Source organism: Actinomadura harenae (assembly GCF_003696215.1).
In the GTDB taxonomy this organism is placed as follows: domain Bacteria; phylum Actinomycetota; class Actinomycetes; order Streptosporangiales; family Streptosporangiaceae; genus Spirillospora; species Spirillospora harenae.
In genome coordinates this window covers 1-20,933 of sequence record NZ_RFFG01000060.1, presented here as the reverse complement: position 1 = coordinate 20,933, position 20,933 = coordinate 1, and the positions used below count along the sequence as shown (strand labels likewise).

The 20,933-nt window shown below is 72.1% G+C and carries 21 protein-coding genes; 11 read left to right on the top strand and 10 right to left on the bottom strand.

Annotation, left to right across the window (positions count from 1 at the left end; all coding sequences use genetic code 11):
- The first annotated feature begins 71 nt into the window (after nucleotides 1-71).
- Nucleotides 72-1,655, top strand: coding sequence for an RNA polymerase sigma factor (locus EBO15_RS28040; RefSeq protein WP_122197453.1), 1,584 nt, complete (start codon nucleotides 72-74; stop codon nucleotides 1,653-1,655).
- A gap of 146 nt (nucleotides 1,656-1,801) precedes the next feature.
- Here EBO15_RS28040 and EBO15_RS28035 read toward each other — a convergent pair whose 3' ends face one another.
- Nucleotides 1,802-2,236, bottom strand: a complete 435-nt coding sequence (locus EBO15_RS28035; protein ID WP_122197452.1) for a hypothetical protein — start codon at nucleotides 2,234-2,236, stop codon at nucleotides 1,802-1,804.
- Between the two features lie 259 nt (nucleotides 2,237-2,495).
- Nucleotides 2,496-2,864 carry a YdeI/OmpD-associated family protein gene (locus EBO15_RS28030; RefSeq protein ID WP_122197451.1) on the bottom strand — a complete coding sequence of 123 codons (369 nt, stop codon included), beginning with the start codon at nucleotides 2,862-2,864 and terminating at the stop codon, nucleotides 2,496-2,498.
- A gap of 107 nt (nucleotides 2,865-2,971) precedes the next feature.
- On the opposite strand from EBO15_RS28030, the gene EBO15_RS28025 reads away from it, so the two are divergent.
- The 6 genes from EBO15_RS28025 (at nucleotide 2,972) to EBO15_RS28000 (ending at nucleotide 8,517) form a co-directional block, all read left to right on the top strand.
- Nucleotides 2,972-3,901, top strand: coding sequence for a helix-turn-helix transcriptional regulator (locus EBO15_RS28025; protein ID WP_122197450.1), 930 nt, complete (start codon nucleotides 2,972-2,974; stop codon nucleotides 3,899-3,901).
- Between the two features lie 135 nt (nucleotides 3,902-4,036).
- A complete protein-coding gene (locus tag EBO15_RS28020; protein WP_122197449.1) occupies nucleotides 4,037-4,948 on the top strand; it encodes an ABC transporter ATP-binding protein in 912 nt (303 codons plus the stop codon).
- Nucleotides 4,945-5,763, top strand: coding sequence for an ABC transporter permease (locus tag EBO15_RS28015; protein ID WP_147481680.1), 819 nt, complete (start codon nucleotides 4,945-4,947; stop codon nucleotides 5,761-5,763). The genes EBO15_RS28020 and EBO15_RS28015 overlap by 4 nt, the downstream gene beginning before the upstream one ends.
- Nucleotides 5,760-6,599, top strand: coding sequence for an ABC transporter permease (locus EBO15_RS28010; RefSeq protein ID WP_122197447.1), 840 nt, complete (start codon nucleotides 5,760-5,762; stop codon nucleotides 6,597-6,599). The genes EBO15_RS28015 and EBO15_RS28010 overlap by 4 nt, the downstream gene beginning before the upstream one ends.
- A 20-nt stretch (nucleotides 6,600-6,619) precedes the next feature.
- A complete protein-coding gene (locus tag EBO15_RS28005) occupies nucleotides 6,620-7,783 on the top strand; it encodes a sensor histidine kinase (RefSeq protein ID WP_147481679.1) in 1,164 nt (387 codons plus the stop codon).
- On the top strand, nucleotides 7,780-8,517 hold the full coding sequence (locus EBO15_RS28000) for a response regulator (RefSeq protein ID WP_122197445.1): 738 nt from the start codon (nucleotides 7,780-7,782) through the stop codon (nucleotides 8,515-8,517). Before EBO15_RS28005 ends, EBO15_RS28000 begins: the two co-directional genes overlap by 4 nt.
- Here EBO15_RS28000 and EBO15_RS27995 read toward each other — a convergent pair.
- From EBO15_RS27995 to EBO15_RS27985, 3 genes are all read right to left on the bottom strand, one after another.
- Complete coding sequence (locus EBO15_RS27995; protein ID WP_199744855.1) at nucleotides 8,492-9,358, bottom strand: ABC transporter permease; 867 nt, start codon at nucleotides 9,356-9,358, stop codon at nucleotides 8,492-8,494. The genes EBO15_RS28000 and EBO15_RS27995 overlap by 26 nt on opposite strands.
- 65 nt (nucleotides 9,359-9,423) lie before the next feature.
- A complete protein-coding gene (locus EBO15_RS27990) occupies nucleotides 9,424-10,410 on the bottom strand; it encodes an ATP-binding cassette domain-containing protein (RefSeq protein ID WP_122197444.1) in 987 nt (328 codons plus the stop codon).
- A 167-nt stretch (nucleotides 10,411-10,577) separates the two neighbouring features.
- Nucleotides 10,578-11,432 carry a uroporphyrinogen-III synthase gene (locus tag EBO15_RS27985; RefSeq protein WP_122197443.1) on the bottom strand — a complete coding sequence of 285 codons (855 nt, stop codon included), beginning with the start codon at nucleotides 11,430-11,432 and terminating at the stop codon, nucleotides 10,578-10,580.
- Nucleotides 11,433-11,799: 367 nt separating this feature from the next.
- Between EBO15_RS27985 and EBO15_RS27980 the strand changes: the two genes are divergently transcribed.
- The 3 genes from EBO15_RS27980 to EBO15_RS27970 all read left to right on the top strand — a co-directional run bounded on the left by EBO15_RS27980 (nucleotide 11,800) and on the right by EBO15_RS27970 (nucleotide 16,221).
- Nucleotides 11,800-12,297 carry an NUDIX domain-containing protein gene (locus EBO15_RS27980; RefSeq protein WP_122197479.1) on the top strand — a complete coding sequence of 166 codons (498 nt, stop codon included), beginning with the start codon at nucleotides 11,800-11,802 and terminating at the stop codon, nucleotides 12,295-12,297.
- 138 nt (nucleotides 12,298-12,435) lie between these two features.
- Nucleotides 12,436-14,871: a glycoside hydrolase family 65 protein gene (locus tag EBO15_RS27975; RefSeq protein WP_122197442.1), complete on the top strand. Its 2,436-nt coding sequence runs from the start codon at nucleotides 12,436-12,438 to the stop codon at nucleotides 14,869-14,871.
- 120 nt (nucleotides 14,872-14,991) lie between these two features.
- Entirely contained in the window at nucleotides 14,992-16,221 is a 1,230-nt protein-coding gene (locus EBO15_RS27970) for an acetyl-CoA hydrolase/transferase family protein (protein WP_122197441.1), read from the top strand.
- A 17-nt stretch (nucleotides 16,222-16,238) separates the two neighbouring features.
- Here the strand turns inward: EBO15_RS27970 and EBO15_RS27965 are convergent, their stop codons facing one another.
- The 5 genes from EBO15_RS27965 to EBO15_RS27945 form a co-directional block, all read right to left on the bottom strand.
- Nucleotides 16,239-16,493 (bottom strand): hypothetical protein, encoded by a 255-nt coding sequence (locus tag EBO15_RS27965; RefSeq protein ID WP_122197478.1) that lies wholly within the window; start codon nucleotides 16,491-16,493, stop codon nucleotides 16,239-16,241.
- Nucleotides 16,494-16,584: 91 nt separating this feature from the next.
- Nucleotides 16,585-17,385: an alpha/beta fold hydrolase gene (locus EBO15_RS27960; protein ID WP_122197440.1), complete on the bottom strand. Its 801-nt coding sequence runs from the start codon at nucleotides 17,383-17,385 to the stop codon at nucleotides 16,585-16,587.
- Between the two features lie 21 nt (nucleotides 17,386-17,406).
- Nucleotides 17,407-18,609 carry an ABC transporter permease gene (locus tag EBO15_RS27955; protein ID WP_233616475.1) on the bottom strand — a complete coding sequence of 401 codons (1,203 nt, stop codon included), beginning with the start codon at nucleotides 18,607-18,609 and terminating at the stop codon, nucleotides 17,407-17,409.
- Entirely contained in the window at nucleotides 18,606-19,646 is a 1,041-nt protein-coding gene (locus EBO15_RS27950) for an ABC transporter ATP-binding protein (protein ID WP_325051943.1), read from the bottom strand. Before EBO15_RS27950 ends, EBO15_RS27955 begins: the two co-directional genes overlap by 4 nt.
- Complete coding sequence (locus EBO15_RS27945) at nucleotides 19,643-20,698, bottom strand: HlyD family efflux transporter periplasmic adaptor subunit (RefSeq protein ID WP_233616474.1); 1,056 nt, start codon at nucleotides 20,696-20,698, stop codon at nucleotides 19,643-19,645. The genes EBO15_RS27950 and EBO15_RS27945 overlap by 4 nt, the downstream gene beginning before the upstream one ends.
- On the opposite strand from EBO15_RS27945, the gene EBO15_RS46265 reads away from it, so the two are divergent.
- A partial coding sequence (locus EBO15_RS46265; RefSeq protein ID WP_233616473.1) for a hypothetical protein occupies nucleotides 20,688-20,933 on the top strand: 246 nt, incomplete at its 3' end. The genes EBO15_RS27945 and EBO15_RS46265 overlap by 11 nt on opposite strands.

Here is a 20,933-nt window from a genome sequence, read left to right as displayed (position 1 = left end):
ACCAGAGGGCGAGCACCAGGGAGCAAGCCTTTCCGCGCCGCCACCACCACGGAAGGGAGGGGGGTGTCCCCATGCCGCGAACCGCCGCAGAGACCCCGCTCACGGAGTCGCCGAGCCCTGCCCTCGACGACCTCCTCGAGCGTGGCCGTGCCCAAGGGCGCCTGTCGCTCGACGAGGTGCGCAGGGCGTTCGAGGCCGCCGGGATCAGCCCCGGCCAGGGCCGGTCGATCCTCCGCGAGCTGTCCGAGGCCGGGATCAGCCTGGCCGGCGAGGACGAGACCGCCGCCAAGAAGACCTCCCGGGGCACGCGCACGGCCAAGACGCCGACCACGGCCGGCAACGCCGGGAAGCCCGGCACCGGGAAGTCCACCGGGACGACCCGCAAGAGCACCCGCGCCACGGCCGCTCCCACCCCCTCCGACCCCGCCGACATCACTGGGATCACCGAGATCACCGACACCGCAGACCCCACCGGCGCCGCCGAGGACGGCGAGGCCCCCGCCGCGCCCGCCCGCCGCGCCACCCGCAAGCCCGCCGCCAAGGCCGGCGGCGCGAAGACCGGCACCGCGAAGAAGGCCCCGGCCAAGAAGCGCGCCACCACCGCCAAGACCGCCGTGAAGGCCGTCCCCGAGCCCGACTCCCCCGCCGACGAGGACGACGCCGACGACGACGGCACGTTCGAGCTGACCGAGGTCGAGGCCGCCGACACCGAGACCAACACCGCCGACCTGGACGACCAGTCCACCACCATGGGCGACTCGGTCCACACCTACCTCAAGGCGATCGGGCGCCGCCAGCTGCTCACCGCCGAGCAGGAGGTCGACCTCGCCAAGCGCATCGAGGCCGGGCTGTACGCCGAGCACCTGCTGGAGACCGGCGAGGACCTGCCCGACCGCTACCGCATCGAGCTGGAGTGGGTCTCCGGCGACGGCCGCCGCGCCAAGGCCCACATGCTCGAGGCGAACCTGCGCCTGGTCGTGTCGGTCGCCAAGAAGTACTCCGACCGCGGCCTGTCGCTCCTGGACGTCGTCCAGGAGGGCAACCTCGGCCTCATCCGCGCCGTGGAGAAGTTCGACTACTCCAAGGGCTACAAGTTCTCCACCTACGCCATGTGGTGGATCCGGCAGGCCATCCAGCGCGGCTTCGCCGACTCGGCCCGCACCATCCGGCTGCCCGTGCACGTGCTGGAGATGCTGAGCAAGCTCAGCCGCATCGAGCGCGACATGCACCAGCGGCTCGGCCGCGAGCCCACCCCGGAGGAGCTGGCCCTCGAGCTCGACAAGACCCCCGAGCAGGTCCGCGAGCTGCTGCGCACCAGCCGCCAGCCGATCAGCCTGGACTCCACCATCGGCGAGGACGGCGAGACCCGCATCGGCGACCTCATCGAGGACACCGACAGCCCCGAGGCGTCCGAGCTCGTCGACCGGCAGCTCATGGCCGACCAGCTGCGCCGCACCCTGGACATCCTGAACCCGCGCGAGGCCAAGATCATGGCCATGCGGTTCGGGCTGTTCGACGGGACGCCCCGCACCCTGGACGAGATCGGCAAGGCCCTCGGCCTGACCCGTGAGCGGATCCGGCAGCTGGAGAAGGAGTCGCTGTCCAAGCTGCGGCACCCCAGCAACGCCCAGCCACTCCTGGACTTCGCCGTCTAGACCCGGCCCGGACGGCCGTCCGGCCGCCCTCGTGAGCAGGCCCCCGCGATCCGACCCGGACCGCGGGGGCCTGCTCACGTCCTGGGCCACCCGAACAGGCTTGTCGAACAACGCCCGGTCGAGCAGGAGAACGACCAGCGGTCTGCTCACGCGGTCGTACTCATGACGAGTTGGTTCTTGCGGTGGTTGCCGAGGCCGACAAGGAAGTCGACCTTGCGATCCTTGCCGAAGCAGTTGGGTGAGAGCCGGTACTTGCCGCCGAGCTGGGTCTTACCGGTGACTCCCAGCCGCACTGACTGCTGAAAGATGGACCAGGTGAGATCGATCTTCTGCTTGCCCAGAACGGCGGTGCCCTTTCCGTCCTTGGTCAGGGACACCTTGAAGCCGGTGACGTTGCCGGGATCGCCGACGCTGAGGATGCTCCCGTAGTAGTCGCCGGCGACGTCTTGGCGCGCGGCGCCGCAGAACGCGTTGTCGGCGTGGGCGCCGGTCATGGCGACGACGGTCCCGGCGGTGGCTCCGGCGATCAGCGCCAGCGCGAGGGCCGCGGCCGGGCGCGGCAGGGAACGGGTGAGGTTCACGGGGGCTCCATTTCCAGAGAACTACAGAAAGTGAACCTCTAACTACTATCCGTGATATGCCGGGGTGAGAACTGGTTCCATGGCCAGATCATCCTGGCTTCCCCCTCATGCGGGCCGCTCGCCGGTGGACGCGGCGTCCCCCGGCGCACCCCGGCGGCCCGGTCACCGGCGGGCCTTCCGGAGCGTCCGGACGTGGGCAGAGGCCCGAGCGAGGTCCTCGTTGGTCACTGCCGGGACGACCCCGTGGAGCGGCATCGGCCTATTCGGGGACGGCGGCGGGCCAGCGGCCCGTGGTCTTGGCGGTCTCGATCGCCGCGTGCCCCGCGGGCCGCATGCGGCCCGCGGCCGTCAGCGCCTCGGCCTTGGCGACGTTGATCCGGGACCAGGGGCTCCGGCGGACGCGCGGCGAGTAGCGCTGCAGGTAGTAGTCGCCGTCGAACGCCCTGCGGTGGCTGTCGATCCAGCCGTGGCACAGCGCCTCGTCCAGCGCCTCGTCGATCGTGACGGACGTCGCGGCACTGCTCTTCTTGGCGATCAGCAGCCAGATGTCGGCGGCGGTCCGGTGGTGCTCGGCGAGCCACGCCTTCCAGGCGGCGGCGTCGTCCAGGAGCAGGGGGTTCGCGGTCATCGTGATCAGCCCTTCCGGCCCGCGGGGACCTCGCCCCGGGCCTTGTGGAATCGATGCTTCCGCGCAAAGTGCTCATCGAATGAGCACTTTTCTGGGATCGTCGGGCCATGAGAGCGGATCGTCTGGTGGCCGTCCTGCTGCTGATGCAGTCACGCGGGCGGGTGACGGCGGCGGAGATCGCCACCGAGACCGAGGTCTCGGTCGCCACGGCCCGCCGCGACCTTGAGGCCCTGTCGGCCGCGGGGATCCCCGTCTACCCGCAGCCCGGACGCGGCGGCGGCTGGGCCCTGCTCGGCGGCGCCCGCACCGACCTGTCCGGCCTCAAGGCGTCCGAGGCCAGAGCACTGTTCCTCCTGCTCGGCCCGGCCGCCGCGATCGCACCGGAGGCCAAGGCGGCGCTCCGCAAACTCGTCCGCGCCCTGCCGGCCACGTTCCGGCAGGAGGCCGAGGCCGCCGCGGGCGCGGTCGTGGTCGACCCGGCCCGCTGGGGCGAACACCGCCGGACACGGCCCGTCCTGGTCGACCTGCTGGAGGACGCGGTGGTCCGCCGCCGCACGGCCCGCCTCACCTACTCCGGACGGGACCGCCTCGTCGCACCGTACGGCCTCGTCGACAAGGACGACATCTGGTACCTGATCGCCGGAACCCCCGACGGACGGCGGACCTTCCGCGTCGACCGGATCACCGGCGCCGAGGTCACGGACGAACCGGCCGAACGCCCGGCCGGCTTCGACCTCGCGGCCGCCTGGGACGAGGTCGTCACCGCGATGGAGGCACGCCGCGCGACGACCACCGCCACCGCGACCCTCGACGCCCACCACCTGCCCGTCCTGCGCCGCCGCTTCGGCCGCCACTGCGAGGTGCTCTCCCACGGCGACCGGGCCCGCGTCGCGCTCACCGCACCGACCGCCCTGGACCTCGCCCGCCAGCTCGCGGGCTGGGGCGACCTGGTCACCGTGGAGGGCCCCCAAGACGTCAGGGACGAGCTGGCGAACCTGGCCGCCCAACTCACCACCCTCTACGGCCGGCCCCGCTAGCGCCCTCCTTCCTCCTTGAGGAGGAGCCACGAGCCCACCAGGGCCCGGGTTTCCTCCGCGCGGCGGAGGCCCGCCCACCAGGCGCGTTCGTAGCTTCGTCCGCAGGAGAACACACGCGACCGAAGCGAGGCGACCATGATCGAGGCACAAGGACTGACCAAGAGATACGGCCGCAAAGCGGCCGTCTCGGGACTCGACTTCCGCGTCGAGCCCGGCCGCGTCACCGGCTTCCTCGGCCCCAACGGCGCAGGCAAGTCAACGACGATGCGCATGATCCTCGGACTGGACCTGCCGACCTCCGGGACCGTCACCGTCAACGGCCGCCGATACCAGGGAACGGTATGGCCGCTCCACCAGATCGGCGCGCTCCTGGACGCCCGCGCGGTGCACCCGGGACGATCGGCCTACAACCACCTGCACAGCCTCGCCGCCGCCAACGGCATCCCCCGGAGCCGCGTCGAGGCGGTCCTGGACCAGGTCGGTCTCACCCCCGTGGCCCGCAAACGGGCCGGCGGATTCTCCCTCGGCATGGCGCAGCGGCTGGGCATCGCCGGCGCGCTGCTCGGCGACCCCGGCATCCTGCTGTTCGACGAACCGGTCAACGGCCTGGACCCCGACGGCATCCTCTGGATCAGGACCCTCATGCGCTCCCTCGCCGCCGAAGGACGCACCGTCCTGGTCAGCAGCCACCTCATGAGCGAGATGGCACTGACCGCCGACCACCTCCTGGTGATCGGCCAAGGGCGCCTCCTCGCCGACACGCCCCTGAACGAACTGATCGCCCGCGACGCCGCGAACCGCGTCGAGGTCCGCGCCGTCGACCACCACCGCCTCGCCGACGACCTGCGGACGCTCGGCGGCGACATCACCCTGAAACCGGACGGAACGCTACTGGTCACAGGCCTGGACTCGGCGTCCGTCGGCGAACTCGCCGCCGCACGCGGCCACGTGCTGCACCAGCTGCGGGACGTGACGTCCTCACTGGAGGACGCCTACTTCCGGCTCACCGAGAACAGCGTCGTCTACCGGACACCGGTACCGGCATGAACCCGACGCTGCCAGCAGAGCGGCGGCACAGCATGCCGACGCGGCTGCGGGCCACGGCCCGCAGCGAATGGGTGAAGCTCTGGTCGGTGCGGTCCGCGCCGACCGTGCTCGCAGCCACGGCCCTAGTAATCGTGGCCGGGGCGTTCGTCCTCTGCTCCGGCTACCGGTCCGGCTGGGCGTCGATGTCCGCCTCCGAACAAGCCGCCTTCGACCCCACCTTCACCAGCCTGCGCGGCATCGAACTGGCCCAAATGCTCATCGGCGCACTCGGCGTTCTGGCGGTGACCAGCGAACACGGAACCGGTCTGATCCGCGCGACACTCGCGGCGACACCCCAACGCGCCCAGCTCCTCACCGTCAAAGGACTGGTGCTCGGCGCGGTCGTCTGGGCCCTGAGCACGGCCTCATCGTTCGCGGCCTTCACCGCCGGCCGGCACCTCCTCACCGGACCCGTACCCCATGCGTCGCTGGACGACCCGGGGGTGCTGCGCGCCGTCCTCGGCGGCGGCCTGTACCTCACCCTGATCGCACTGTTCGGGACGGCCCTGGGGGCGCTGACACGCTCCACCCCGCTCGGACTGACGACGCTGTTCGGCGTGCTGCTGGTCCTCCCACTGACCGCGGGCCTGCTGCCAGGCGACCTCACGGACACGATCCTCCCCTACCTGCCCGGCGAGGCCGGCTCCCAGATCTGGCACGTGAAACCGCCCTCACCGCACAGCCTCACCCCCTGGCACGGCCTCTCCCTGCTCACCCTGTACGTCGCCGCATCGGCCGCCGCCGTCCTGACACTGCACCGAAAGAGGGACGCGTGACACCCACCGACCCACCGGCGGCACACCGCCCACACGCGACGCCACCCCGCGCGACGCCACTGGCCCGCGGACGCGCCGTCCTGACCAGCGAGTGGATCAAACTCCGCTCCCTGCGGTCACTCTGGACGACCGCCCTGACCGGGTTCACGGCCAGCGTCGGGCTCTCGCTCCTGGTCTGCTCCAGCTACCGGTCACGCTGGCACCACCTCGGCGCCCAGGCACGGGCCCACTTCCACCCGACCGACACCGGCCTCGGCTTCCTCCAGATCACCGCCCTGTTCTTCGGCGCCCTCGGCGCGCTCGCCGTGACCACCGAATACGGCACCGGGCAGATCCACGGCACCCTCATGGCGACACCACAGCGACCACTGGTCCTGGCCGCCAAAACACTCCTGCTCTTCGTCCTCGGCTCCGCCCTGGCCCTCGCCACCGTCTCGGCCGCGTTCCTGCTCGGCCAAAGCCGCCTGACCGGGACGATGCCCCACGCGTCCCTGACCGACCCCGGCGCGGCACACGCCGTCCTCGGCGGCGCCCTCTACCTGACCCTGACCGGACTGCTCGGCCTGTTCCTCGGCACACTGGTGCGCAGCACCGCGATCGCACTCTCCACCCTGCTGGGCCTCTTCACCATCCTGCCCGTGCTGGTCGACGACCTCCCGAAAAGCCCCGCATGGCGGCACACGGTCCCCTACCTGCCGTCCAACCTCGGCCTCTCACTGTGGCACTCGCACATCGGGTTCCTGGTACGGCCCGCCCCCGCCGCGGGCACCCTCGCCCTGTACGTCCTCGTGGCCGCCGCCGCCGCGCTGACCCTGCTCCGGACACGGGACGGGTGACGTCGGGCATGCTGAACCGCATGAGGCAACCGGCGTGGAGCCCGACCGCCGCCGACACGGTACTCGCCACGGCCGGCGCGGCGATCGTCGCCTGCGGCATGACGAACCGGCTGGTGCCCTGGCTGCCCGGCTCCTCACTGTGGCTGCTCGCACCGGCCCAGGCCGCACTGATCCTCGCACGCCGCCGCGCGCCCCTGACCGTCCTCGCGGCGGCCACCACCCTCGGCGCCCTCATGATCGCGACAGGCTTCCCGGGACTGGCCGCCATCGCCGCGCCCCTGGCCGCGGCCTACGCCGTGGCCGCCCACGGAGCCGCCGGAGCCGACGGACGCGGCGCCCTCGCCGCACTCGCCTCCGCCGCCGTCCTCATGACCTCCGACCTCTCCCCCGGCGCCCGCATCCGCCCGTCCGACGGCGCCCTCTGGGCCGTCCTGTCCATCGGCCTGTGCATCGCCCTCGCCTGGGTCTGCGGCTACGCCACCCGCACCCGCCGCGCCTACATCCACCAACTCCAGGAACGGGCACTCCGCCTGGAACGCGAAGAAGGCGAACGCGCCGAACGCGCCGTCGCCGACGAACGCCTCCGCATCGCCCGCGAACTCCACGACGTCATCGGACACTCGATCAGCCTCATCACCGTCCAGGCCGAGGCCGCCGGACGCTGCGTCCGCACCCGCCCGGACGCCGTCCCCGGCCACCTCGCCACCATCTCCGCCACCAGCCGCGAAGCACTCGCCGAAATGCGCCGCGTCCTCGCCGTACTACGCCCCGACGACGACGACCCGCTCCAGCCACGACCGGGCCTGGCGTCCCTCCCCGAACTGGCCGCGAAGATCGAGTCCGCTGGCGTGCCCGTCCACCTCACCGTGGAGGCACCGACGCTCCCTCCCGGCATCGGCCTGACCGCCTACCGCATCGTCCAGGAAGCACTCACCAACACCCTCCGCCACGCCGGACGCCCCACCACCGCCTCGGTCACCATCACCCGAACCGGACCCACCCTCCACATCCGCGTCACCGACGACGGCCACGGCCCGCAGAACCAACCACCCGCCACCGCCCACGGACTCGTCGGAATGCGCGAACGCACCGCCATGTACGACGGCACCCTGCGCGCCGGCCCCCACCACGACGGCGGCTTCGAAGTCCACGCCACCCTCCGGATCACCGGGGACGCACCATGACTCAGCAGCCCACCACCGACCAGCCCACCCCCATCAGCATCCTCATCGCCGACGACCAGACCCTGATCCGCGCCGGCCTCCGCGCGACCCTCGAATCCGAACCCGGCTTCACCGTCATCGGCGAGGCGGCCGACGGCGCCGAAGCCGTCGAGGCCGCCCGCCGCCTGCGACCCGACGTCACCCTGATGGACATCCGCATGCCCGGCCTCGACGGCGTCGCCGCGACCCGCGCCCTCCTCGCCCGAAACCCCGCCCCCTGCCGCGTCCTGGTCCTGACCACCTTCCACCTGGACGACTACGTCGCCCGGGCACTGCGCGCGGGAGCCTCCGGATTCCTCCTCAAGGACTCCACCGCCGACCAGCTCATCGAGGCCGTCAAGGTGATCGCCGCCGGCGACGCCATCCTCGCGCCCCCGGTGACCCGCCGCCTCCTCGAACGCATGGCGGCCGACCCCGACCAACCCGACGGCCAGGACCTGCGGAAACTCCTCACCGCACGCGAGATCGACGTCCTGCTGCTCCTGGCCCGCGGACTCTCCAACGCCGAGATCACCCGGTCGCTCCACGTCGCCGAGACCACCGTGAAAAGCCACGTCCAGAGCCTGCTGCTCAAACTCGGCGTCCGCGACCGCCTCCAAGCCGCCGTCGCCGCCTACGACTCAGGCCTGGTCAGACCACGCGGACACCGAACCGGCGACCGAACCGGGACTACTCCGAACGACGGAACTCGATGATCGCCACACCCATCAGCACCAAGCCGATCAGCAGCACCAGGACGATCTCCAACCCCACCGGAACCCGCCACCCCCACCACGTCACACCCGGATCGAACGTCCGCCGCAACTCCGGCGTCAGCGACAAATGCGAGAACACCGCCTGCCGCAACGGATCCACCGCGTACGTCAACGGATTGAACCGCGTCAGAACCGTCAGCCACACCGGCAGACCCGCCAGCGGATACAACGCCCCCGACAGGAACATCATCGGCATCATCGCCATCTGCATCAGCCCGAAGAACGACTGCATGCTCTGGATCCGCGCCGCCATCATCACCCCGAACCCGGTCAGCGCGAACGCCCCCAGGAACATCAACCCCAGCAACTCCAGCAACAGCACCGGGTCGTAGGGAACGCCCGCCAACCCCGCCAGCGCCAGGATCACCGCGCCCTGCAACGTCGCGACCGTCGCACCACCGATGCACTTGCCCACCACGATCGACGACCGGCTCACCGGCGCCACCAGCATCTCCCGCAGGAACCCGAACTCCCGATCCCACACGATCGACCCGGCCGAGAACATCGCGGTGAACATCACCGTCATCGCACACACACCCGGGAAGATGAACGTCTTCAGGTCCACATGCGACCCGGCCGCACCACCCCCGCCCGCCGTCATCAGATTCGACAGGCCCGTACCCATCACCAGCAGCCACAGCACCGGCTGCACCAGCCCCGACACCATCCGCATCCGGTCCCGCCCGTACCGGATCAGCTCCCGGTGCAGGACGATCTTCACCGCCCGCAGATCATGCACGATGCTCCGCTCGGGCACCGCCACCCGCACCACCGGGCCCACGACCGCCCGCGCCTCGTCCCGCCGCGCCTCGTCCCGCTCGGTCGTCGTCAACGGATCCGCCTCCTTCACCGCGAGCGCCCGCGCATCGCCATCCGCATCCAGTCCTTCGACGACCCCTCCGCGTCACGGATCGTCGACCCGGTGAACGACATGAACACATCGTCCAACGACGGACGCGACACGCTCACCGACCGGATCGGCATCCCCAGCTCCGCGAACAACCGCGGCACGAACGCCTCACCCGACGACACCGCGAACGTCACCGCCCCCTCGGCCACCGTCGCCGCCAGACCGAACCGCTCCGCCAGCGCGCCGATCGCCGCCTGGTCGTCGTCGGTGCGGATCTGCACCCGGTCCTTCCCGACACCCGCCTTCAACCGCTCCGGCGTGTCCAGCGCCACGATCCGCCCCGAATCCATGATCGCGATCCGGTCGCAGTACTCCGCCTCGTCCATGTAGTGCGTCGTCATGAAGATCGTGATCTGCTCCGTCGCCCGCAGATCACGGATGTAGTCCCAGATCGACGACCGTGTCTGCGGGTCCAGGCCCACCGTCGGCTCGTCCAGGAACAGCACCCGCGGCGAATGCAGCAGCCCCCGCGCGATCTCCAGCCGCCGCTTCATCCCGCCCGAGTACGTCTGCACCCGGTCGCCGCGCTTGTCCCACAACCCGACCATCTCCAGCACCCGCCGCATCCGCTCCGGCAGCACCGCCCGCGGCACCCCGTACAGCTCCGCGTGGAACCGCAGGTTCTGCTCACCGCTCAGATAGCCGTCCAGCGTCGGATCCTGGAACACCAGGCCGATGTTGCGGCGCACCTCGTCCCGCTCCCGCACCACATCGAACCCGGCGACCCGCGCCGACCCCTCCGTCGGACGCAACAGGGTGCAGAGCATGTTGATCGTCGTGGACTTGCCCGCGCCGTTCGGACCCAGGAACCCGAAGATCTCCCCCGGCCGCACCGCGAACTCGATGCCCCGCACGGCCTCCACCGAGCCGAACCTGCGGACCAGCCCGGCCACCTCGACGGCGGGTGCCCCGTCCTCCGGCATACAGCCTCCTCACAGGTCGGCCGCGCCGGACGGCCCGGCGCCACCGCCGTACCCTACGCGTCCGCAACTCCGCGCTCCCCTCCACTCTTGCACATCGCCGCAAATGACTTTCGCCCGAAAACCAGGCAAATCCCGGGGCTTCCGGGCCGTTCAAGCAGTCCCGCCCGTCAGGCGGCCCCCGCACCCGGCGCACGCGGATCACACGCCAGCCGGTACCCCCGCTTCACCACCGTCTCCACGATCCCCGCCCGGCCCAGCCCCCGCCGCAACCGTGCCACCGCCATCTCCACCGCGTGCTCGTCCGCCCGCGGACGCGCCCCACGCCCCCGCACCGGCCCGTCCACCAGCGCACGCCCCGGCAGCACCCCGCACAGCTCCGCCCGCGACACCACATGCCCCGGACGCCGCGCCAGCGCCCGCAGCACCGCCATCGGCGCCGGCGCGATCGGACGCAGCAGGCCGTCCAGCACGACCGCGTGCCCCCGCAGCTCCAGCAGGCCGCCCCGCACCCGCAGCCGCCGCGCCCGCGACCTCGGCAGGGCCACCGCCAGCGCCCGCACCAGCGCCCCGATCCACGGCCACTCTGGCTGCACCGTCGGCACGTCCCGCCCGGTCAGCGCCCGCGCCGTCACCGGGCCCACACACGCCGCCACCACGCCGTCCCGCAGCGCCTCCAGGAGTGGTCCCTCCAGGCCGTCCGCCGCCGCGACCGCCAGCGTCGCCGCCACCGCCGGGGCGCTGGTGAACGTGATCGCGTCCACCGTCCCCGCCACCGCCTGCCCCACCAGCCGCCGCAGCGGCGTCGCGTCCTCCACCCGCGTCCACCCGTACACCGGGATCTCGATCACCTCCGCGTCCGGCGGGCGCGGTTCCGGGTCGTCGGTGAGCAGCGTCGGCCGGATCGCCGGAGCGTGCACCACCCGCGCTCCCCGCCGCTCCAGCAGCAACGTGAGCTCCTCATGGCGCCAGGCCGCCGTGACGCCTACCGTGAACCCCGCCAGCGCCGCGGCCTCACCGTCCATGGGACATCACCACCGCCCACGATCTTGACAAAGTAAGGTTCAGGCGGTCGACGATCTCGCGGAGCGCACCCTCCAGGTCACCGTTCATGACTCGATCCTCAACAGGGGCCGTTTCGCGGCCGCGTCTCCTTTGTCACCGGCGTGTTAAAAGGGCCTCACTCTCCTTCCCTGCACTCCCCCGCCGAGGTCAGGAGCCCGGAGAACGGTCCTGACCGACCCCGTGTCAAGCGTTGTCGATCGCGGTCAAGGTCCTTTCGGCAGCGGCCCGGTGACGCTCCGAACGGATCCACGGCGGGACGGGGCGCCCGGCATGTCCGGGACCACCGCCCCACGGCGCCACCGGGAGGCGCCCGTCTACGCTCGGACCATGCCGGATCTCGCCTACATCGCCTCACTCCCCCGCACCCGTGGCGCCGCCGCGGCCCTCCTGCTCGACGACCTCGGCCGGATCGTCCTGGTGAAACCCACCTACAAGGAGGGCTGGTTCCTGCCCGGCGGCGTCATCGAGGAGGGCGAGTCGCCGCTGGCCGCCTGCGAGCGCGAGTGCCGCGAGGAGCTGGGGTTCACGCCCCGCCTCACCGGCCTGGTCTGCGTCGACTGGGGACCGCCCCGCGACGGCGTGGACGCCGTCAACATCTTCGTCTTCGCCGGGCACGTCTCCGACGCCGAGCTCGCCGCGATCACGCTCCCGCCGGACGAGCTGTCCGACCACACCCTGGCCGCCCCCGAGAAGGTCGCCGAGCTGGCCCCCGCCCACATCGCCCGCCGCATGGGCCCGGCCCTGCGCGGCATGGCCGGGCACCGCGCCTTCTACCTCGAGGACGGCCGCGACCCCGGTCTCCCCGACCAGGCCACGGCCCCCTGACGTCCCAGGCATGCCGTCCCGGGACGGCACACCGTCCCGGGACCGAAACACCCCAAAGCGGTCAAACGTCGCCTACGGCCCGCCAGTGGACGCCCAGCGTGGACGATGAGACGCCAGGGAAGCGGGAAGGGAACCACCATGAACCGGTGGATCCTGGCCTACGACGGCTACGAACCCGCCTCCGAGGGCCTCCGCGAGGCCCTGTGTACCCTCGGCAACGGCCACTTCGCCACACGGGGCGCCGCCCCCGAGGCGTCCGCCGACGGAGTGCACTACCCGGGGACCTACATCGCGGGCTGCTACGACCGGCTGTCCACCGAGATCGCCGGGCACCACGCCGACAACGCCGACCTGGTCAACGTCCCGAACTGGCTGCCGCTGACGTTCCGCGCCGCCGGAGGCGAGTGGTTCGACCTCGACCGCGCCTCCGAGGAGGGGCGGCTCCTCTCCTACGAACAGGAACTCGACCTGCGCCGCGGCGTCCTCACCCGGCTCCTGCGCTGCCGCGACGAGGCGGGCCGCACCTTCCGCCTCGCCCAGCGCCGCATCGTGTCCATGGACGATCCGCACCTGGCCGCCCTGGAGACCACGATCGTGCCCGAGGACTGGAGCGGCACCCTGGAGATCCGCTCGGCGATCGACGGCCGCGTCGCCAACACCGGCGTCGACCGCTACCGGAACCTGCCGGGCGAGCACCTCACCGGCGGCACCCCGCCCCGGCCCGACGACCCCGAGACCTCCGCGCTGAGGACCACGACGGTCGCGTCGAGGATCACCATCGCGATCGCGACCCGCACCCGGACCTCCGCCCCCGCCGCACGGACCCACCGCACCGGACCGGGCTGGACGGCGCAGGACCTCGCCCTCCAGGCCGCCCAGGGCGCACCCGTGACGATCGAGAAGGTCGCGGCCGTCCTCACCTCCCGGGACCGCGCGATCGAGGAGCCCGGCGAGGCGGCGCTCGCCGCCGCCCGCGGGGCGGGCGGCTTCGACGCCCTGCTGGAACGCCACGAGCTCGCCTGGGCCCACCTGTGGCGGCGCGCCCGGCTCAGCCTCGACCACGCCGACGTGCAGCGCGTCCTCAACCTGCACATCTTCCACCTGCTCCAGACGGCGTCGCCGCACAGCGTCGACCTGGACGCCGGCGTCCCCGCCCGCGGCCTGCACGGCGAGGCCTACCGCGGCCACGTCTTCTGGGACGAGCAGTTCATCCTCCCCTTCCTCACCACACGCTTCCCCGAGATCGCCAAGGCCCTGCTGATGTACCGGTACCGGCGGCTGCCCGCGGCCCGGCGCGCCGCCGCCGCGGCGGGCGGCCGGGGCGCCATGTACCCCTGGCAGAGCGCGGCCGACGGACGCGAGGAGACCCAGCTCGTCCACCTCAACCCGCGCTCGGGACGCTGGCTGCCCGACCACTCGCACCTGCAGCGGCACGTGGGGCTGACGATCGCCCAGAACGTCTGGCGGTTCCACGAGACGACCGGCGACCTGGAGTTCCTCGCCGAGTACGGCGCCGAGATCATCCTGGAGGTCGCACGGTACTTCACCGGCCTCGCCCGCTACGACCGCTCCCTCGACCGGTACCGGATCCGCGGCGTCATGGGTCCCGACGAGTACCACGACGCCTACCCCGGCCGCGCGGAACCGGGCCTGGACGACAACGCCTACACCAACGTCCTCACGGCCTGGGTGCTGCGCAAGGCCCTGGAGGCGCTGGCCCTCATCCCCGAGGACCGCCGCACCGAGCTGTGCGAGCGCCTCGCGCTGACCCGCGAGGAGATCACCCGGTTCGAGGACGTCGGACGGCGGATGTACGTCCCGTTCCACGACGGCGTGATCAGCCAGTTCGAGGGATACGGCGACCTGGAGGAGCTCGACTGGCGCGGCTACCGCGAACGCTACGGCGACATCCGCCGGCTCGACCGGATCCTGGAGGCCGAGGGCGACTCGCCCAACCGCTACAAGGCGTCCAAGCAGGCCGACGTGCTGATGCTCTACCACGTCCTGTCGGCGGACGAGCTCGACGACGTCCTCCAGCGCCTCGGCTACGAGCACGGGCCGGAGCAGGCCGCGCGGACGACCGCCTACTACCTCCCCCGGACCTGCCACGGGTCGACCCTCAGCTCCCTCGTGCACGCCTGGGTCCTGGCAGGCGCCGACGCCACCGACGGCGGCGGCGGCGAGGAAGCGTGGCGGGTCTTCCTGGAGGCGCTCGGCTGCGACATGGAGGACCCCCGGCACGGCACCACCGCCGAAGGGATCCACCTGGGCGCCATGGCCGGGACCGTGGACCTCGTCCAGCGCCGCTACGCCGGGATGAGCACGCGCGGAGGCGTCCTCCACCTGGACCCGCGCCTGCCCCCGGCGATCGGCGAACTGCGGCTGGGACTGCGCTACCGCGGCCACTGGGGCGTCGACCTCACCTGCCGCCAGAACCGGCTCGAGGTCGCGCTCCATCCCGGCGCCGCCTCGCCCATCCGCGTCGTCTTCGGCGACGAGACCGTCCTCATCCGCCCCGGCGACCGCTGGGAGGCACCGCTCCGCCAGGGCAGACCGGTCCCGGACCACGACTGAACGCCACCCCTCGCATCGACCCCGCCCTGCCACCGGCACCATGATGGGTCAGGCGTGATCTTGCAGGCGCGAGGTCGGGCACCAGGCCGGGCACGAGGCCGGAGACGAAAGGGCTTTCTCATGCGCGTCATCTCGGAGCAGCACCTCACCCGGATCCTGGCCGGGCTGCCGGGACGCCCCCGCGTCGTCGCCGGAGGCAACTTCGCCGCCCCGCGACGCGCCCTGGAGATCGCCGACGCCGCGATGAGCGAGTACCGGCTGTTCATGCTCAACGCCCAGGGCGACCTTCCCGACCGGGAGGGCGTCATCCTGGAGACGCCCTTCGTCGGCTCCGGCATGCGCGACCACGCGAACCTGCGCTACTACCCCTCGCGGCTGTCCCTGGTGCCCAACCTGCTGAAGGGGGCGCTGCCGCCCGACGTGGTCATCGTGCAGACCTCGTCCCCGATGTCCGGGACCGTCTCCCTCGGCATCGAGGTCAACATCCTCCCCGCCGCCATCGAGGCGGTCCGTGCCCGCGGCGGCCTGGTCATCGCGCAGCTCAACCCGCGCATGCCCTACACCTTCGGCGACGCCGTCCTCACGGACGACGAGATCGACTACGCGATCGAGGTCGACGAGCCCCTCGCGTCACCCGCGCCCCGGCCGCCCGGCGAGACCGCCCGGCGGATCGGCGAGCGGATCGCCCGGCTCGTCCCCGAACGCGCGACCTTCCAGCTCGGCATCGGCGCGATCCCCGACGCGGTCCTCGCGTCCCTCCTCGACCGCCGGGGCCTCGGCATCTGGTCGGAGATGTTCAGCGACGGCGTCCTGGCGCTGGAGAAGGCGGGCGCGCTCGACACCGGGACCCCCATCACGGCCTCGTTCGCCTTCGGCAGCCCGGAACTCTACGACTGGGCCGACCGCAACGACCGGATCCGGATGCTGCGCACCGAGAAGACCAACGATCCCGCCCTGATCGCCCGCAGGCCCCGCATGATGTCGGTGAACTCCGCGCTCCAGGTCGACCTGTACGCGCAGGCCAACGCCAGCCGCGTCCGCGGCGCGATCTACTCGGGTTTCGGCGGCCAGACCGACTTCGTCGTGGGCGCGCTGCACTCCCCCGGCGGCCACGCCGTCATCGCCCTGCCCTCATGGCATCCCCGGGCGGACGTCTCCACCGTCATCGCGCGGCTCGCCGGACCGGTGACCTCGTTCCAGCACAGCTACATCGTCAGCGAACAGGGCACCGCCACGGTCTGGGGCAACGACGCCGCGACCCAGGCCCGGCAGATCATCGACAACGTCGCCCACCCGTCCGCGCGGGACGAGCTGCGCGAACAGGGCCGCGACCTCGGTTTCCCGGTCTAGAAGCCCTGTGTCCGGGCTCAGACGCCCACGGGGACGCTGTCGCGGGCCTCGGCGCCGCGTTCGGGCTGGGCGGCGCGCGCGCAGTGCGCCGAGCAGTACATGTTCCGGTCCACCGCGACGCCGTGCCCGACGACCCGGCAGCCGCAGTGCTCGCAGATGGGCGCCATCCGGGTGATCGCGCACTCGAACGAGTCGAAGACGTGCACCGCGCCCTGCGCGTGCACCTCGAAGCTCATCGCGTAGTCGTTGCCGCAGACCTCGCACCTGGCCATGTCGTTCGTCTCCCCCATGTCCCCCGCCGCTGACCAGGGATCTACCCAGGTCGGCGGCGGGTGATGCGCGGAGGCGCCGGGGGCGGGCCGGTCAGGTGCCGAGGAAGCCGATGAGGGCGGCGTTCACGGCCTCCGGGTTCTCCAGGTGCCCGTAGTGGCCGCAGTCGGCGATCTCCAGGAAGGTGGCGGACGGGATGTGGTCGGCGACCTCCCGGGCGAAATGCGGGGGCGCCACCAGGTCGTCGGAGAAGCCGATGACCAGGCAGTCGGCGCGCACCCGGCCCAGGTCCGGCAGCCGGTCGGGGATGACGTCCAGGGTGAGCTGGGCGCGGCTGGCTGTCAGGCTGACCGGTGACAGCTCGAAGACGTCCAGCCAGTCCCGGACGGCCAGCGGGTCGTTCAGGGTGGCCCGGGAGAAGCCGCGCATGACGCCGGTCACCGCCTCGTAGGACGGCGGCAGCTTCACCCCGGAGTCGAACAGCTCCAGCTCCGCGCGGGACGCGGCGGCGCCGAGCGGGTCGGTCCGGCCCCGGGTCGCGATCAGGACCGCCTCGCGCACCAGGTCCGGGCGGGCGATCAGTAGTTCCTGCGTCACGATGGCGCCCAGGGAGAAGCCGACGACGGCGCACGGGCCGACCCCGAGGTGCTCGATGAGCCCCGCGCAGTCGGCGGCCATGTCGTCCAGGGTGAACCCGCCGGCGCACTCGTCGGAGGGCGCGATGCCCCGGTTGTCCATGGTGATCACCTGGAAGCCGGCGCGCAGCAGCGCGGGCACCTGGTGGGTGCGCCACACCCGGCCCGGCGCGCCGGTCCCGGCGACCAGGAGCACCGGCGTCCCGGTCCCGTGGACCTCGTGACTGAGCCGGATTCCGTTGATCTCGCTGATCGGCATGTTCGTCGTCCCTTCCGACGGTCAGACGGTCCGCAGGGCCTCGGTCGGCTGCATCCGGGCGGCGCGCAGCGCGGGGACGAGCCCGGCGATGACGCCGATCGCCACCGCGGCCCCGACGCCGCCCGCCCACGCCTCGGGCGGGATGACCACCGCCCAGTTCTTGGTGGCGGCGTACGCCATGGTGGCGAGCACTCCGGCGGCGACGCCGACCGCGCCGCCCAGCCCCGCGAGCAGGATCGCCTCGGCCAGGAACTGGACGCGGATGTGGCCGCGGGTCGCCCCGAGCGCGCGCCGCAGTCCGATCTCCGAACGGCGTTCCAGCACCGAGATGATCATCGTGTTGGCGACCCCGACCCCGCCGACGAGCAGCGCGACGGCGCCGAGCCCGAGGAACAGGCCGTTCAGCGCGGACTGCGCGGCGGCGCGCACGACCAGGGCGTCCGACGGGTTGCTCACCGTGACCTGGCTGGGATTCTCCGGGTTGGCGGTCCCCGCCAGGACCGAGTGGACGTTCTTGACCTGGTCGGTGTCGGAGCGCACGTAGATCGTCGACGGGTGCCCGTCGAAGCCGAGGAACCGCATCGCCGCCGGGTAGCCGACCAGGACCGAGCTGTCGATCTCCGGCGCGAGCGCGGCGGGCCCGAGGATCCCGACGATGTAGAACCACTGCTTGCCGAGCCAGACCCGCTGGCCGAGCCACACCCGGTCCATGCCGAGCCGCTGAGCGGCGACGTAGCCGAGCACGGCGGTCGGCTCGTTGGCGGTGGCCGCGTTGAGGAATCGGCCCTTCAGGACACCGGTGCGGACGATCTCCGGCAGCCGGAGGCTGGTGGCCTGGACGGTGAGCGCGTTGGTGTTGACGTCCGGGATGAGCGGGCTGCGGTACACCTTGGTGTCGACGGAGCCGGTGCTCTGCACCTGCTGCACCGGGCCGATCCGGGAGATCATGCCGGGCGCGGTCAGCGGCAGCTCGGCGTTGGCGCCGGACAGGTCCTTGCCGGTGCCGACGGTCAGCATGTTGGTGCCGAGCCGGTCGATCTGGGCGAGCAGCCCGGCCTGGGACGAGGCGGACAGCCCGAGCACCGCCACGATGGAGGCGACGCCGATCGCGATGCCGAGAGCCGACAGCGCGGCGCGCAGCCGCCGGGTGCGCAGGCCGACGCTGGAGATCCGCATCAGGTCGGCGGCCTGGAGCCGTCCGGCGGGGAAGGCGGCGGTGGTCACAGGACGCGCCCCTCCACTGCGGCGGGCGCGGCGGACGCGTCCGGACGGTTCGGCGACTCCGGAGGTTCCGGCGGCGCGGGTTCGTCCTGCCGGACGTCGGCGACGATGCGGCCGTCGAGCACCTCGATCCGGCGGGGCAGCCGGGCGGCCAGGTCCCGGTCGTGGGTGATGACGACGATGGTGGCCCCCTCGGCGTTGAGATCCTGGATCAGCGCGAAGATCGCGGCGCTGTTGCGGCTGTCGAGGTTGCCGGTGGGCTCGTCGGCCAGCACGATGGCCGGGCGTCCGACCAGGGCGCGGGCGATCGCCACCCGCTGCCGCTCGCCGCCCGACAGCTTGGACGGGATGTGCCCCGAGCGGTGCGCCAGTCCGACCCGGTCGAGGGCGTCGGCGGCGGCCCGGCGGCGCAGCGACCGCGGGACGCCCGCGTAGAGCAGGCCGTCCGCGACGTTCTCCAGCGCCGTGGTGTGGTCGGCGAGGAAGAACTGCTGGAACACGAAGCCGATCGTGCCCGCCCGCAACCGGGACAGGTCCTTGTCGCTCATCTGCTCGACCTCGGCCCCGGCGACCCGGACGATCCCGGTGGTGGGACGGTCGAGCGTCCCGATGACGTTCAGCAGGGTGGACTTCCCCGAGCCGGACGGCCCGACGATCGCGACGAGCTCGCCGCGGCGGATCGTGAAGCTCACCCCGCGCAGCGCGGGCACCGGCGGCTCGCCGGGGTAGAGCTTGCTCACCGACTCCAGCTCCAGCACCGGTTCGGCTTCGGGCAGGACCCGGGGCCCGGCGGCGAGCGCGGGGCCGGTCGGGGCGTTCGTGTCGGCTGAGGTCTCGATGTCCATCGTCTCGGCGGTGGTCTCGTCGGCGGTCGTCTCGGTGGTCGTCTCGGCGGTCGTCTCGGGGAGGGTCCGGGTGCTCTCGGCGCCGGCCGCGAGAGCGTTCCCGGACGCGGTCTCAGGCGGGCCTTCGGAAGGGGTCTCGGACGCGGGGACGGCGGGGAGGTCCGGGGTCGTCGTGGCGGGGTCGTCGGCGGTCATGAGGTCGGCACCACGACCTTCTGGCCCGGCACGACGCCCTTGCCGGTGATCTGTACCGTCCCGGCCGTGCCGTCGAACAGCCCGAGCGTCACCGGCATCAGGTGGTGCGAGCCGTCCGCGCCCACCACCTCGATGCCGTAGCCGCCGCCGAGCAGCGCGAGCAGCGCGTTGACCGGGACCATCAGCGCGCCGTCGACGCTCTCAGTGGTGATCGACACGCCGACGGGGGCCTGGTCGAGGTCACCGGTGGCCTTGGAGTCACCGGGCGTGATGGCGACGGAGACGGTGGACCGGCCGCTGGGGGCCTTCTTGACCACGGTGCCGACCGACGCCACCGAGCCCTTGGCGCTCGAGCCGTTGGGCAGCGTGATCGTGACCTTCTGGCCCTCCTTCAGCTTGTCCTGCAGGGACGCGTCGACGTCGACGTTCACCTGCCGCTGGGTCGAGCTGCCGGTGATGATCGCGGCGCCCGGCTGGGCCTGGCCGCCCAGCTTGACCTGGAGGCCGGTGATCCTGATCTTGGCGGCGCCGACGAACACCACGTCGCCCTTGCCGAGCTTGCCGGTCTGCTTGACGTCGAGGTCGTACTGGAGCCTCTTGACGGCGGCGACGGTCGCCGCCGTGTACGTGTCGGAGTCGGAGGAGATCGAGCCGTCGACGTCGTATCCGGACGCGACCAGGGCGGCGTTGAGCTCCTGGACGTCCAGGCCGGTCATGTCCCGCTTCAGGTCGCGGTACATGGGGGTCTTGCGGCCCTTGAAGAACACGACCGGCTTGCCGTTGACCCGGTAGAGCACCTGGCCCTGGCGGACGACCTGGCCGAGCTTGGGCAGCCCGGTGATGACGCCGGGCGCCTGGTTGACGGCCTGGTAGCTGCCCGCGTAGGTGAGGGTTCCGCTGACCGAGGTGCGTGCGGTCAGGGTCCCCCGGGTCACGGTCGCCATGCCGGTGGTGACGGAGGACGGGGTCTTGGTCTTGCCGCCGCCGTGCCCGGCCGTCGCGGTGTAGTACCCGGTGCCGCTCACGACGATCATGACCACGGTGACGGTCATCACGATCCGCCGGCGCCGCCTCCGGGACGCCACGGCGGTGCGCAGCGACCGGGTCTCCGGTTCGCTCTCCAGAGCGGTTGGTGCGGCATTCATCGAGCGGAGCCCTCCATTGTTCCCCCTCGCATTCTTCGGCGCATTCGGTTCGATTCTGCCGGAGCCCGGGTTTCAGCCGGGTATCGTCGCCGTTCCCCTTCGGGCCGACGTCTCCGAAAAGGCGGACGGCCTTTTCGGAGAC